This window comes from Kosakonia oryzendophytica, from assembly GCF_027886705.1.
Lineage (GTDB): Bacteria > Pseudomonadota > Gammaproteobacteria > Enterobacterales > Enterobacteriaceae > Kosakonia > Kosakonia oryzendophytica.
This window is the reverse complement of record NZ_CP115659.1, coordinates 1,064,180-1,076,610: the sequence shown is the minus strand read 5'-3', so window position 1 is coordinate 1,076,610 and position 12,431 is coordinate 1,064,180. Positions and strand designations below refer to the sequence as shown.

At 57.9% G+C, this 12,431-nt stretch carries 12 protein-coding genes; 9 read left to right on the top strand and 3 right to left on the bottom strand.

Going from position 1 to position 12,431, the window contains the following annotated elements; translation table 11 throughout:
• Positions 1-83: 83 nt before the first annotated feature.
• Positions 84-551, bottom strand: coding sequence for a formate hydrogenlyase regulator HycA (hycA, locus tag O9K67_RS05140; RefSeq protein WP_061493421.1), 468 nt, complete (start codon positions 549-551; stop codon positions 84-86).
• 199 nt (positions 552-750) lie between these two features.
• Between hycA and hypA the strand changes: the two genes are divergently transcribed.
• Genes hypA through flhA form a run of 6 tightly spaced genes read left to right on the top strand, consistent with a single transcriptional unit; the run spans position 751 to position 6,491 of the window.
• The gene (gene hypA / locus O9K67_RS05135) at positions 751-1,098 is read left to right on the top strand and encodes a hydrogenase maturation nickel metallochaperone HypA (RefSeq protein WP_061493420.1); all 348 of its coding nucleotides are present in this window, start codon (positions 751-753) and stop codon (positions 1,096-1,098) included.
• A 3-nt stretch (positions 1,099-1,101) separates the two neighbouring features.
• A complete protein-coding gene (gene hypB, locus O9K67_RS05130; RefSeq protein ID WP_061493419.1) occupies positions 1,102-1,974 on the top strand; it encodes a hydrogenase nickel incorporation protein HypB in 873 nt (290 codons plus the stop codon).
• On the top strand, positions 1,965-2,237 hold the full coding sequence (locus tag O9K67_RS05125) for a HypC/HybG/HupF family hydrogenase formation chaperone (protein WP_061493418.1): 273 nt from the start codon (positions 1,965-1,967) through the stop codon (positions 2,235-2,237). The genes hypB and O9K67_RS05125 overlap by 10 nt, the downstream gene beginning before the upstream one ends.
• On the top strand, positions 2,237-3,358 hold the full coding sequence (gene hypD / locus O9K67_RS05120) for a hydrogenase formation protein HypD (protein ID WP_061493417.1): 1,122 nt from the start codon (positions 2,237-2,239) through the stop codon (positions 3,356-3,358). The genes O9K67_RS05125 and hypD overlap by 1 nt, the downstream gene beginning before the upstream one ends.
• A complete protein-coding gene (gene hypE, locus O9K67_RS05115; protein WP_061493416.1) occupies positions 3,355-4,365 on the top strand; it encodes a hydrogenase expression/formation protein HypE in 1,011 nt (336 codons plus the stop codon). Before hypD ends, hypE begins: the two co-directional genes overlap by 4 nt.
• Before the next feature lie 53 nt (positions 4,366-4,418).
• Positions 4,419-6,491: a formate hydrogenlyase transcriptional activator FlhA gene (flhA, locus tag O9K67_RS05110; protein WP_061493415.1), complete on the top strand. Its 2,073-nt coding sequence runs from the start codon at positions 4,419-4,421 to the stop codon at positions 6,489-6,491.
• A 331-nt stretch (positions 6,492-6,822) separates the two neighbouring features.
• Here the strand turns inward: flhA and O9K67_RS05105 are convergent, their stop codons facing one another.
• The gene (locus O9K67_RS05105; protein ID WP_061493414.1) at positions 6,823-7,167 is read right to left on the bottom strand and encodes a nitrous oxide-stimulated promoter family protein; all 345 of its coding nucleotides are present in this window, start codon (positions 7,165-7,167) and stop codon (positions 6,823-6,825) included.
• Positions 7,168-7,410: 243 nt separating this feature from the next.
• On the opposite strand from O9K67_RS05105, the gene O9K67_RS05100 reads away from it, so the two are divergent.
• The 3 genes from O9K67_RS05100 to O9K67_RS05090 are packed head-to-tail and all read left to right on the top strand — an operon-like array spanning position 7,411 to position 8,514.
• Positions 7,411-7,692, top strand: a complete 282-nt coding sequence (locus O9K67_RS05100; protein ID WP_271044645.1) for a hypothetical protein — start codon at positions 7,411-7,413, stop codon at positions 7,690-7,692.
• Entirely contained in the window at positions 7,619-8,014 is a 396-nt protein-coding gene (locus tag O9K67_RS05095) for a hypothetical protein (RefSeq protein ID WP_271044644.1), read from the top strand. Before O9K67_RS05100 ends, O9K67_RS05095 begins: the two co-directional genes overlap by 74 nt.
• Positions 8,011-8,514 (top strand): surface-adhesin E family protein, encoded by a 504-nt coding sequence (locus O9K67_RS05090; protein ID WP_061493413.1) that lies wholly within the window; start codon positions 8,011-8,013, stop codon positions 8,512-8,514. Before O9K67_RS05095 ends, O9K67_RS05090 begins: the two co-directional genes overlap by 4 nt.
• Before the next feature lie 158 nt (positions 8,515-8,672).
• On the opposite strand, the gene O9K67_RS05085 is transcribed toward O9K67_RS05090, so the two are convergent.
• The gene (locus O9K67_RS05085) at positions 8,673-12,419 is read right to left on the bottom strand and encodes a bifunctional nitrate reductase/sulfite reductase flavoprotein subunit alpha (RefSeq protein WP_061493412.1); all 3,747 of its coding nucleotides are present in this window, start codon (positions 12,417-12,419) and stop codon (positions 8,673-8,675) included.
• Positions 12,420-12,431 lie beyond the last annotated feature (12 nt).

The following is a 12,431-nucleotide window of genomic DNA, read 5'->3' as shown; positions in this document are numbered from 1 at the left end:
TGATTCACCCACGTTACGGGCGGTCATTTATGACGAAACGTGTCGCTCAAGGTGTCACTTTCGACACTTGTCGACACCCAAACTCAGGCCAGTGCAGGCGCGTGCGCGTTGCGGGCAAGCGCCGTAAGCGTTACCGGCGAGTCTGTCTCCATGGCGGCATAGAGGTTGTTGTAAACGTCGGCGATCGCGTCCAGGTAGTGGTTCAGTACTTTTTCGCGATCGCGGTTGCTGATAACACCATCAATCAGGCCATCGCTGCTGAGCTGCGCCTGAGCAATAACGCGCGGCTCGCCGCCGTCTTTGCCGGCAATGGCGTACTCAATGGTGTGACCGTTAAATCCCCCGACAAGGGTGACAGAGAGTGTGAAGTGTTCGAACAGCACAAAGCAGAGTTGCTGTTCCGGCGCACAGCCGATGGCATGGTGCAATCGTGCTTTGGACAGGGTAATTCCCTGAACCAGCGTATTACAGTAATGGCGCCACTCTTCCTGCAGACGGTGATGCCGTCCGGCAATGAAGTCCGCCTTTTCGCTAATTTCCCAAATCGTCATGTCAGCTTACCCGGTTAATTGAAACAACGGCGGTAAAGCATCATCCATGCCAAATTTTAATTTCATGATTTTTAAGGAAATTAAGACAAAACCTTCGCCATTTCGACGTGTCATTTCGTCATGTTCGACATCGTCACCGTGACTTTAACCACGCTGGCACTCTTATTGCATTAACGCGGCAAAGTCCTAAGGAGGCGTTATGCACGAAATCACATTATGTCAGCGGGCGCTGGAAGTGATTGAACAACAGGCGCGGGCAAACGGCGCACGTCGGGTGACCGGCGTGTGGTTAAAAGTCGGCGCATTTTCCTGCGTCGAAACCGAGGCTTTAACGTTTTGTTTTGATCTGGTGTGCCGTGGCAGCCTGGCGGAAGGTTGTACACTGCATATCGAAGAACAACAGGCGGAGTGCTGGTGTGAGTCATGCCAGCAGTATGTGACGTTGCTAACCCAGCGCGTGCGCCGCTGTCCACAATGCCACAGCGACCAACTGCACATCGTCGCCGACGACGGAATGCACATTCAGCGACTGGAAATTGAGGAGTAAATAATGTGTACAACATGTGGTTGTCAGGACGGTAACCTTTATATAGAGGGTGATGAACATAACCCGCATTCCGCATTTCGCGGTGCGCCGTTCGCCCCGGCAGATCGTCCGGCGCTAAAAATTACCGGCGTCAAAACTCGCGAATTTAATCCAACCGAGCTGGATAACGGTGACCTGCATTACGGTCATGGCGAAGCTGGCACCCATGCGCCAGGCATGAGCCAGAAACGGATGCTGGAAGTGGAAATCGATGTACTGGATAAAAACAACCGCATCGCCGCCCGCAACCGCGCCCGTTTCGCCGCGCAACAGCAACTGGTGCTGAACCTTGTCTCCAGTCCCGGATCCGGCAAAACCACCCTGCTGACGGAAACCCTCGAACGCCTGAAAACCCGCGTTCCGTGTGCGGTGATCGAAGGGGATCAGCAAACGGTGAACGACGCCGCACGCATCCGCGCGACCGGCACCCCCGCCATTCAGGTGAACACCGGCAAAGGGTGTCATCTTGATGCGCAAATGATTGCCGACGCCGCGCCGCGCCTGCCGCTCGCCCACCAGGGCATTCTGTTTATCGAAAACGTCGGAAACCTTGTCTGCCCGGCCAGTTTCGATCTGGGTGAGCGCCATAAAGTGGCCGTACTGTCGGTCACCGAAGGGGAAGACAAGCCGCTGAAATACCCGCATATGTTTGCCGCTGCATCGCTGATGCTGCTGAACAAAGTCGACCTGCTGCCGTACCTCAATTTTGATGTCGACAAATGCATCGCTTACGCCCGCGAAGTCAATCCGGACATTGAAATCATCCTTATTTCCGCCACCCACGGCGAAGGCATGGATCGCTGGATCGACTGGCTGGAGACGCAACGATGTGTATAGGCGTACCGGGGCAAATCACGGCCATTAACGGTCTGCAAGCCAAAGTAGACGTCTGCGGCATTCAACGCGATGTGGATCTTACGCTGGTGGGCAGCGAGGATGAAAACGGGCAGCCGCGGCTTGGGCAGTGGGTGCTGGTGCATGTGGGTTTCGCGATGAGCATGATTAACGAAGAAGAAGCCCGGGATACGCTGGCGGCACTGCAAAATATGTTCGACGTTGAACCGGATGTCGGCGCTCTGCTGTTTGGTGAGGAGAAATAATGCGATTTGTCGATGAATACCGCGCCCCGGAGCAGGTGATGCAGCTTATCGCCCATCTGCGTGAACGGGCGGCGCATCTCTCTTATACGGCGGCGCGCCCGCTGCGCATTATGGAAGTGTGCGGTGGCCATACCCACGCTATTTTCAAATTTGGCCTCGACCAGCTACTGCCGGAGAATATTGAGTTCATTCATGGTCCCGGCTGCCCGGTCTGCGTCCTGCCGATGGGGCGCATTGATACCTGCGTTGAGATAGCCAGCCACCCGGAAGTGATCTTCTGCACCTTTGGCGACGCGATCCGCGTGCCGGGGAAAAACGGGTCGCTGTTGCAGGCGAAAGCCCGTGGCGCAGATGTGCGCATCGTCTATTCGCCGATGGATGCGCTGGCGCTGGCACAGAACAATCCACAGCGCAAAGTGGTGTTTTTCGGGCTGGGATTCGAAACCACCATGCCTGCCACCGCCATTACGCTCCAGCAGGCGAAAGCCCGCAATGTGGACAATTTTTACTTCTTCTGCCAACACATCACCTTGATCCCCACGCTACGCAGCCTGCTGGAGCAGCCGGATAACGGCATCGACGCTTTCCTTGCCCCCGGCCACGTCAGCATGGTGATCGGCACCGACGCCTATACGTTTATTGCCGATGACTTCCAACGCCCGTTAGTGGTGGCAGGGTTTGAACCGCTTGACCTGCTGCAAGGCGTGATCATGCTGGTTGAACAGAAAATTGCCGCCGCCAGTCGGGTGGAAAACCAGTACCGCCGTGTGGTGCCGGATGCCGGGAACCATCTGGCTCAGGCCGCCATCGCGGATGTGTTTGCCGTCAATGGCGACAGCGAATGGCGCGGTCTGGGGATCATTGGCGAGTCGGGCGTGCACCTGACGGCAGAGTATCAACGTTTCGATGCCGAAGCGCATTTTCGCCCGGCGGTGCAGCAGGTGTACGACGATCCGCGCGCCCGCTGCGGCGATGTGCTGACCGGTCGATGCAAACCGCATCAGTGCCCGTTGTTTGGCAACACCTGCAACCCGCAAAGCGCCTTTGGCGCACTGATGGTCTCGTCGGAAGGCGCGTGCGCCGCCTGGTATCAATACCGTGCTCAGGAGTGTGAAGCATGAAGGAAGTTCAACTCGCCCACGGTAGCGGCGGTCAGGCGATGCAGCAGTTAATCAGCCAGCTGTTTCTGGAAGCCTTCGCCAACCCGTGGCTGGCGGAGCAGGAAGATCAGGCACGGCTGGACCTGGCTGCACTGGCGGCCGGAGGCGACAGACTGGCCTTCTCCACCGACAGCTATGTGATTGACCCGCTCTTTTTCCCCGGCGGTGACATTGGCAAACTGGCGGTCTGCGGCACGGCCAATGATATTGCCGTCAGCGGCGCGACACCGCGCTTCCTCTCCTGCGGTTTTATTCTCGAAGAAGGCCTGCCGATGGAGACGCTGAGAAGCGTGGTTGAAAGCATGGCGGCCACCGCCCGTAGCGCCGACATCGCTATTGTCACCGGCGACACCAAAGTGGTGCAGCGCGGCGCGGCAGACAAACTGTTTATCAACACAGCGGGCATTGGCGCTATTCCCACGACTATCCACTGGGCAGCGCAGTCACTGCAACCGGGCGATGTGTTACTGGCCAGCGGCACGCTGGGGGATCACGGTGCCACCATTCTCAACCTGCGTGAAGGTCTGGGGCTGGATGGCGAACTGATCAGCGACTGTGCGGTGCTGACACCTTTGATTGCCACCCTGCGCGATATCCCCGGTGTTAAAGCCCTGCGCGATGCCACACGCGGCGGCGTGAACGCGGTCGCGCACGAGTTTGCCGCCTCATGCGGTTATGGTATTGAACTGAATGAACGGGATTTACCGGTAAAACCGGCAGTGCGCGGCGTGTGCGAACTGCTGGGGCTGGATGCACTCAACTTTGCTAACGAAGGCAAACTGGTGATTGCCGTACAGCGCGAGGCCGCAGAGCAGGCGCTGGCGGCATTGCGCGCCCATCCGTTAGGGCGCGACGCGGCGATGATTGGTGAAGTGGTCGAACGCAAAGGTGTGCGACTGACGGGACTTTACGGCGTAAAACGCCTGCTGGATTTACCCCATGCCGAGCCGCTGCCGCGGATCTGCTAATTTATTATTTTGATATTTTTTTACACCTGCGGGTGTGTTCCTGGATTAGCAAAATGTCGTATACACCGATGAGCGATCTCGGGCAACAAGGGTTGTTCGATATCACGCGGATTTTATTACAGCAGCCGAACCTGGCTGCGTTGAGCGAAGCACTGACCCGTCTGACGCGACAGGCGGCGCTGGCGGACAGCGCTGCCATTGTGTTGTGGCATGCCGACAGCCACCGTGCCAGCCGCTACGTTGTGAATGCTGACGACGACAGCGCCGACTATGACGACCAGGCGTTGCTGGCGAGCGGCCCGGTGCGCCATATTCTCTCGCATCCACAAGCGCTGCACTGCACGGCAGAGATGTTTGCCGACACCTGGCCGCAGCTCATGCAAAGCGGAACCTGGCCTCCTTTTGCCCACTACGCTCTGCTGCCCTTAGCCGCCGAAGGGAAAATTTTTGGCGGCTGCGAGTTTTTTCGCCGTGATGAGCGGGCGTGGAGCGAGAAAGAAGCAGAGCGCCTGCATACGCTGACGCAGATTGTCGCCGTCGTGGTCGAGCAGTTGCAAAGCCGCGAAAATCCCACCCCGGATTACGAATTGCTGTGCCAGGAGCGCGACGATTTCCGCATTCTGGTGGCGATCACCAACGCGGTGCTCTCCCGGCTGCACATGGATGAGCTGGTCAGCGAAGTCGCGAAAGAGATCCACTACTATTTCGGTATTGATGCCATCAGCCTGGTACTGCGCGGTAGCCGCAAGGGCAAACTGACCATCTATTCCACCCACTATCTGGATGAAGCAGACCCCACGCACGAAACGCAGGAAGCTGACGAAGAAGGCACGCTGACCGAACGCGTGTTTCGCAGCAAAGAGATGCTGCTGCTGAACCTGCATGAACGGGACAAACTCGCCCCCTACGAGCGGATGCTGTTTGAAACCTGGGGCAATCAAATCCAGACACTGTGCCTGCTGCCGCTGATGTCCGGTAAGAATTTACTGGGCGTCTTAAAACTGGCGCAGTGCCAGAAAGAGGTCTTTACCCAGGCCAACCTGAAATTACTGCGCCAGATTGCCGAACGTATCGCCATTGCTGTCGACAACGCACTGGCCTACCAGGAGATCCACCGGCTGAAAGAACGGCTGGTGGATGAGAACCTGGCGCTGACCGAACAGCTTAACAATGTCGACAGTGAGTTTGGCGAAATCATCGGACGCAGCGAGGCGATGTTCAGCGTGCTCAAGCAGGTTGAGATGGTGGCGAAGAGCAACAGCACCATACTGATCCTCGGCGAAACCGGCACCGGCAAGGAGCTGATCGCCCGCGCAATCCATAATCTCAGCGATCGTAACAGTCGCCGGATGGTGAAAATGAACTGCGCAGCCATGCCCGCCGGGCTGCTGGAAAGCGATCTGTTTGGTCATGAACGTGGCGCATTCACCGGAGCCAGCGCCCAGCGCATCGGTCGATTTGAACTGGCGGACAAAAGTTCGCTGTTTCTTGACGAAGTGGGCGATATGCCGCTGGAGTTGCAGCCCAAGCTGTTGCGTGTGTTGCAGGAGCAGGAATTTGAGCGGCTCGGCAGCAATAAACTGATCCGGACCGACGTGCGGTTGATCGCCGCCACCAACCGCGATCTGAAAAAAATGGTTGCCGATCGCGAGTTCCGTAGCGATCTCTATTACCGTCTGAATGTGTTTCCGATCCATCTGCCGCCGCTGCGCGAGCGCCCGGAAGATATTCCCCTGTTGGTGAAGGCATTCACCTTTAAGATCGCCCGCAAAATGGGGCGCAATATTGACAGCATTCCGGCGGAGACTTTGCGGGTACTGAGCAATATGGAGTGGCCAGGCAACGTCCGTGAGCTGGAAAACGTGATTGAGCGCGCGGTGCTGCTTACGCGCGGCAACGTGTTGCAACTGTCGCTGCCGGAAATCAGCGTACCGCAGGAGGTCTCCCGACCTGCTGAAGTCGCGCGCGACGGAGAAGATGAGCGTCAGTTAATTGTCCGGGTGCTGCGCGAAACCAATGGCGTGGTCGCCGGGCCAAAAGGTGCGGCACAGCGGCTGGGGCTAAAACGCACCACGCTGCTTTCCCGTATGAAAAAGCTGGGCATTGATAAAGATGCGTTAAGTTGAGATAACCGGGTTTTCCCCCTTAATGTTCAATGGAGGAACCCGGGCGGTTTCGACACGTAATCAGTTTGCCGGTAGTGTAACGACGGTGACAGAAGGCGCGGCAAACGCATGATTGCGTTGGTTAAGGCATCTGCAATCCTGATTGCGACGCGTGTCTGAGTCGGTAACCCTCACCCCAACCCTCTCCCTGAAAGGGAGAGGGAGCAAACCTGCAGCCGCCTTATCCCCTTGCCTCTCCAGAGAAAACGAGGATGAATGGAAAACCACACCAGTCTTATCCCCTCTCCCCTCGGGGGAGAAGGCCAGGGTGAGGGAAAACATCTTCGCCAGTCTACCCTTTGCGACGATACTTTTCGGGGAGTTCCGGCACCGGGCGTTTATCATCCATTAAATGGCGCACCGTCAGCAGAGGATGACGCCACAACATACGCGGCCCTGCCCAACGCATAATCTGTTTCATCTCTTCACGTTTGGCGGGCTGGTAACAGTGCACCGGGCACTGTTTACAGGCCGGTTTTTCTTCGCCGAACACACATTTGTCCAGCCGTTTTTCCGCATACGCATACAATTCCGCGTAGTGCGACGCACTACTGACCGCATTCGGGCAAGCGCGCTGGTAGAGTGCAATCATCTTCCGGATAGTCCGTTTTTCCCGCAGGATGCGTGGGCCAGACATAGCAATCACCTCACCTTAAAGATGCAATAATAATACATCTTATCGGTAACGGATTGCACTTCATACGTGCATTTCCTGCGCAGTGACGGAGGCTAACGCTATGATGCGGCACCAGTGGATGCACAACCGGAGTCACCCCACCGTATTTACCGCCACGGCCGCATTTTGCCCGCCAAAACATCTAAAGAATTGCGTCTGATTAACGATAAATTAATCACTCACATTTATAGGTAAGGATGCTGTATGCTCACCCGACTGATCCCTTTGACACTGTTGGCCATGGCAACAACCGCCACAGCCACCCCACTCCCGGAAAGTTTACTGCGCTGCGACAGTCAGTTTTTTAGCGAACTGTACGCGCAACGCGCCACCCTGACCCACACCGCACCGCTGAAAACCGATAATCAAGGCCACGCCTGGTTTGTTGCCCCTAAAGAGGGGGGAAGATGTGGTGTGGTTTACGCAGCCGCTCAAGGTGCAGCAACTGACCATTTCCGGCTACTTCATGCGTACCAGCGACGGTGATGAACTGGGGAAATTCTATTTCTGGGGACTGGTTTTTGACCAGCCGCCGGAGACCATCGTCAGCGCCCTGCCTAATGTGAAGTGGCAGCAGGACGGCCATAATTACATCGTTGAGCCGATGATCAAACGCGTCGGTGATAAAGCGTGGCAACCCAATACCGGCGCGGCCAGCGGCATTGCGCCAGGCAAAAACAGCGTTGAGAAACTGGCCATGCTGGAAAGCAGCGGCGGCAAATCGCAACTGTTATGTACTTTGCAGGGCAACGTCACGGATGTGGATTTACTGCCGCTACGACCGGATCTGAAAGGCAACCACAAATGATAAAACCGCTGTGGTTATGCTCTGCCCTGTTGCTGATGACGGGCTGTGCCAGCGTCGATAAGCCTGCCGTACCGGCAGCGAACACGCGCCCGCATGGCATTATCAAAATGCTGGAAGATGACACCGGCGGCACTTATGCAGATATGCGCACCGTCTCCAGCTATAAAGGCAACACGCACCTGCGCCGTCTCTGGCTGATTAATAATTATGAGCAAGGCGGCCTGTACCAAAAAAAACCACCTATCCATATTTACAGCTCACGCGCCATTTATGTTTTCAACTGCGATACGCAAGAGTATGCCCAGTTTGAGCGTATCTACTTTACGCAGCGCTGGGCCGAAGGCGACAAAGTGTTTAAACGCCACAGCATCGGCCAGTGGCAGCCCTATCCGCAGGAGTCGTTAATGGGGATTGTCGCCGCGGCAGTCTGTCTGATTGAGCCTTCGCGTCTGAAGCCCGAACCCCCGCGTGATACCGACACGCCAGACGTCGGCGATTGATACAGTAAGAGACAGAACGGCGGTAAAAGGCACACAATCAGGATACATCGATCCCGTGCAATGGGGGGATGCGTTTGCGCCCCCCTCTCCCCTTTATCACGCAAGATGTCATCGATTGAAAATCCGCAGCCGCCGCTTTGTATCGCTGTGTACAACGGTTAATAGACATCGCGCTGGTAGCGCTTCTCCTCTATCTGCTTCGCCACCCAGTCGCTGGCCTCGTCGGCACGCATCGCACCCCAGCGCTGAACCACCCGTCTGAGCGCGGCATCCACATCTTTCGCCATGTGGTTTGCATCACCGCAGACATAGAAATACGCGCCTTCAGAGAGCCAGCGCCACAGGGTTTCACCCTGCTCCAGCATGCGATGCTGCACATATACTTTCTGCGCCTGATCGCGGGAAAAAGCCGTGGTAAAACGGTGCAATACCCCCTCTCGCTGCCAGGCCTCCAGCTCATCACGGTAGTAAAAATCCGTCGCCGCATGCTGTTCACCAAAGAACAGCCAGTTGCGCCCCCTGGCGGCGGTCGCCTGTCGCTCCTGTAAAAAGCTGCGAAACGGCGCAATACCGGTGCCTGCTCCAACCATAATGATCGCCGCGTTAGGGTCGGCGGGCAGGCGAAAATGCGGCGACGCATGAATAAAGATCTCGGCGTGGGTGGCACGATCCGCAAGGAACGTAGAGCAGACTCCACCGCGCTGTTTTCCCTCGCCATAACGTACCGTGGAAACGGTCAGTTGCACCTGCTGCGGCGAGACGGTCGGGCTGGAAGAGATGGAGTAAAAACGGGGCTGCAAGCGCCGCAACACCGACACCCACTCCGCAGCCGTCGCGCGAACCGGGAACATCTGTAACAGATCGATAATCTGCCGCCCCCATAACCACTGTTGTAAATCGTCTTTACCTGCGCTGCTGAGCAGCCCATTAAGCGTGGCATTCGCTGCCCGTTTGCCGACAAACTCCAGCACCTCCGGCGTAATCCGCGTAATGTCAACATGGCGGGTCAGCGCTTCAGAAAGCGGCATTTCCCCCTGTTCCGCCACCTGCACCGGCGTATGCCCTGCCAGCCCCAGCGCGTCGATGATGTGCGCCACGCTCTGTGCGCTGTTGCACGGCCAGACGCCCAACGCATCTCCGGCCTGGTAGTGCATGCCGCTGCCCTGCAAATCAAAGGCAAACTGACGGATCTCTTTTTCTGCCCCGGCGCCGCTCAGACGCTGGTTAAGCACCAACGGTGCAGGTAACGGCGCATGGCGGCTATAACCGGGTTGCCGATCATCGCAAGGGGCGCTGAGCACAACCGCAGTCGCATCGCACAGTAATTGCAGCAGGGTGTTGAGCCACTGATGCGCAGCCACGCTGCCCGCTTCACAGTCCACGCGCGCGGTGAGCCGCTGCGCGCCTAATGCCGCCAGGCGAGCGTCGAGCTGGCGGCCAAAACCGCAAAACCGATCGTAGCTGGCATCCCCGAACGCCAGCACCGAAAACGCCGTGGTAGAGAGTTGCGGTGCAGCCTCATCCTGCAATGCCGCCCACAGCGCTGTGCCGTTATCCGGCGGATCGCCATCGCCGAAGGTGCTGGCAATCAACAACACTCGCGGCACCGCGGCGAGATCCGCGACAGCAACGTTGTTCATCGCGCAGAGTCTGACCGTCATCCCGCTACGCCGGAATCGGTCAGCGCAGGTGTGTGCAAAGGATTCAGCATTGCCGGTGGTAGAGGCCCACAGCATCAGCACATCCGCCATGCCCTCTTCGTCTGCGGTGGGCGTATTGTCCGTAGGCGTTATCACTGGCTGCTGGCTGCTGCGCACCAACGAAATGGCGCAGAACTTCAGCTCAGGTTGTCGCGACAACGGATCGACCGCATCGCTGGTCACTGCGTTAATCGCCAGGTTGTCACCGAACAGATCGTTCCAGTGGAAAGGGGCAAAACAGTGACCGGCCAGTACGCGCCCGGTCACGACCGCAGGCAAGGTGGCGGAGCCGCGCCGGGAGCGCACATCCACATGATCCCCTGTGTAGATCCCCAGCCTGTCGGCATCCTGCGGGTGGATTTCGATAAACGGCCCCGGATTGAGCTTATTAAGTAGTGGGATCTTGCCGGTCTTGGTCAGCGTGTGCCACTGGTGCTGGACGCGCCCGGTATTCAGTACCAGCGGGAACTCCTCGTCCGGCATTTCCGCGGGCGGCAGATCCGGGCGGGCAAAAAAGTGTGCTTTACCGCTGGCAGTGGCAAAGCGCAGCGTTGACTGCCGGTAACGAATGGGATGGCGGGCATCGTTGTCCTCCGGTGAACAAGGCCATTGCAGCGGCGTCTCACGCAACCGCTGATAGCTGGCACCGCGCAGGTCATAGCCGGTATCCGGGTTCCACGCCTGGCGGAGTTCATCAAACACATCACTGGCGCTGGCATAGGTAAAACCATCGGCATACCCCATTTCGCACGCCACCTGCGCGATGATTTGCCAGTCGGCAAGCGCCTCACCCGGCGGGGCCACCGCCTGTTGCATCAGCGTCATGGTGCGTTCGGAGTTAACCATCACCCCTTCGGCTTCCGCCCACAGCGCGCCAGGTAGCAGGATATCGGCGTAGCGGTTGGTTTCGGTATCAAGAAAGGCATCCTGGGCGATCACCAGTTCCGCCTGCTGTAGCCCGGCAATTACCTTTTGCCGGTTCGGCACACTGGCCACCGGGTTCGTGCAGATGATCCAGCAGGCTTTGATATGCCCGGCGCACATCTCATCAAACAGCGCCACCGTGCCGTCACCGCAATCCGGGCGCAGCGTTCCCGGCGGGCGCTGCCATAGCCGTTCAATAAAGGCGCGATCTTTTTCTACCAGTACCGAGCGTTGCCCCGGCAACCCCGCGCCCATATATCCCATCTCGCGGCCGCCCATGGCGTTCGGTTGCCCGGTGAGGGAAAAAGGCCCGCTGCCGGGGCGGCAAATCGCCCCGGTCGCCAGGTGCAGATTGCAAATGGCGTTGGTGCTCCAGGTACCGTGCGTGCTCTGGTTCAGCCCCATCGTCCAGCAGCTCATCCACTCGCCTGCCTGGCCAATCCACTCCGCCGCCTGGCGAATATCGGCTTCTGCCAGACCAGTGCGTTCCGCCACCCACTGCGGCGGATAATCCAGCAGGAAGTCCGGCATCGCCTGCCAGCCGTCGGTAAAACGCGCGATAAACGCCGGATCGGTGTGACCGTTTTGTACCAGCAGCGCCAGCAACCCGTTAAGGAGTGCCAGGTCCGTTCCTGGGTTAATTTGTAAAAACAGCGAGGCTTTTTCCGCCGTTGCGGTGCGCCGGGGATCGACGACAATCAGTTTGGCCCCGGCATTTACCCGCTCCATCATGCGCAAAAAGAGGATCGGGTGGCAGTCGGCCATATTGGCACCGATCACCAAAAACAGATCCGCGCGATCGAAGTCATCATAGGAACCTGGCGGCCCGTCCGCTCCCAGCGACAGCTTGTACCCCGTCGAGGCGCTGGCCATGCACAACCGGGAGTTAGACTCGATATTGTTGGTGCCGATAAACCCTTTCGCCAGTTTGTTCGCCAGATATTGCGCTTCAAGGGACATCTGCCCGGAAACGTATAACGCCACCGCATCCGGGCCGTAATTATCAATAATATCCCGCAGCCGCCGGGCCGTTTCACGGATAGCGTCGTGCACCCGGACCTGAACCGGTTGTTGCTGGCGATCGGTACGCAACCACCCCTGTTCCAGCCTGCCCGCCGCGGTCAGGGCAGCAGCGCAGCTCTGGCCTTTAGTACACAGCCGACCGGCGTTGGACGGGTGCGTTTTATCCCCCGTGACGCTGATAATACGCTGGTTTTCCACGTTCATGACCAGCCCGCACCCTACCCCACAATAAGGGCATACGCTTTTTATCTGCTCCATTTTCGCCCCCTG

Excerpts from the sequence above, each read along its gene's own strand:
- hycA (WP_061493421.1), bottom strand. The coding sequence starts at position 551 with ATGACGATTTGGGAAATTAGCGAAAAGGCGGACTTCATTGCCGGACGG.
- hypA (WP_061493420.1), top strand. The coding sequence starts at position 751 with ATGCACGAAATCACATTATGTCAGCGGGCGCTGGAAGTGATTGAACAA.
- hypB (WP_061493419.1), top strand. The coding sequence starts at position 1,102 with ATGTGTACAACATGTGGTTGTCAGGACGGTAACCTTTATATAGAGGGT.
- O9K67_RS05125 (WP_061493418.1), top strand. The coding sequence starts at position 1,965 with ATGTGTATAGGCGTACCGGGGCAAATCACGGCCATTAACGGTCTGCAA.
- hypD (WP_061493417.1), top strand. The coding sequence starts at position 2,237 with ATGCGATTTGTCGATGAATACCGCGCCCCGGAGCAGGTGATGCAGCTT.
- hypE (WP_061493416.1), top strand. The coding sequence starts at position 3,355 with ATGAAGGAAGTTCAACTCGCCCACGGTAGCGGCGGTCAGGCGATGCAG.
- flhA (WP_061493415.1), top strand. The coding sequence starts at position 4,419 with ATGTCGTATACACCGATGAGCGATCTCGGGCAACAAGGGTTGTTCGAT.
- O9K67_RS05105 (WP_061493414.1), bottom strand. The coding sequence starts at position 7,167 with ATGTCTGGCCCACGCATCCTGCGGGAAAAACGGACTATCCGGAAGATG.
- O9K67_RS05100 (WP_271044645.1), top strand. The coding sequence starts at position 7,411 with ATGCTCACCCGACTGATCCCTTTGACACTGTTGGCCATGGCAACAACC.
- O9K67_RS05090 (WP_061493413.1), top strand. The coding sequence starts at position 8,011 with ATGATAAAACCGCTGTGGTTATGCTCTGCCCTGTTGCTGATGACGGGC.
- O9K67_RS05085 (WP_061493412.1), bottom strand. The coding sequence starts at position 12,419 with ATGGAGCAGATAAAAAGCGTATGCCCTTATTGTGGGGTAGGGTGCGGG.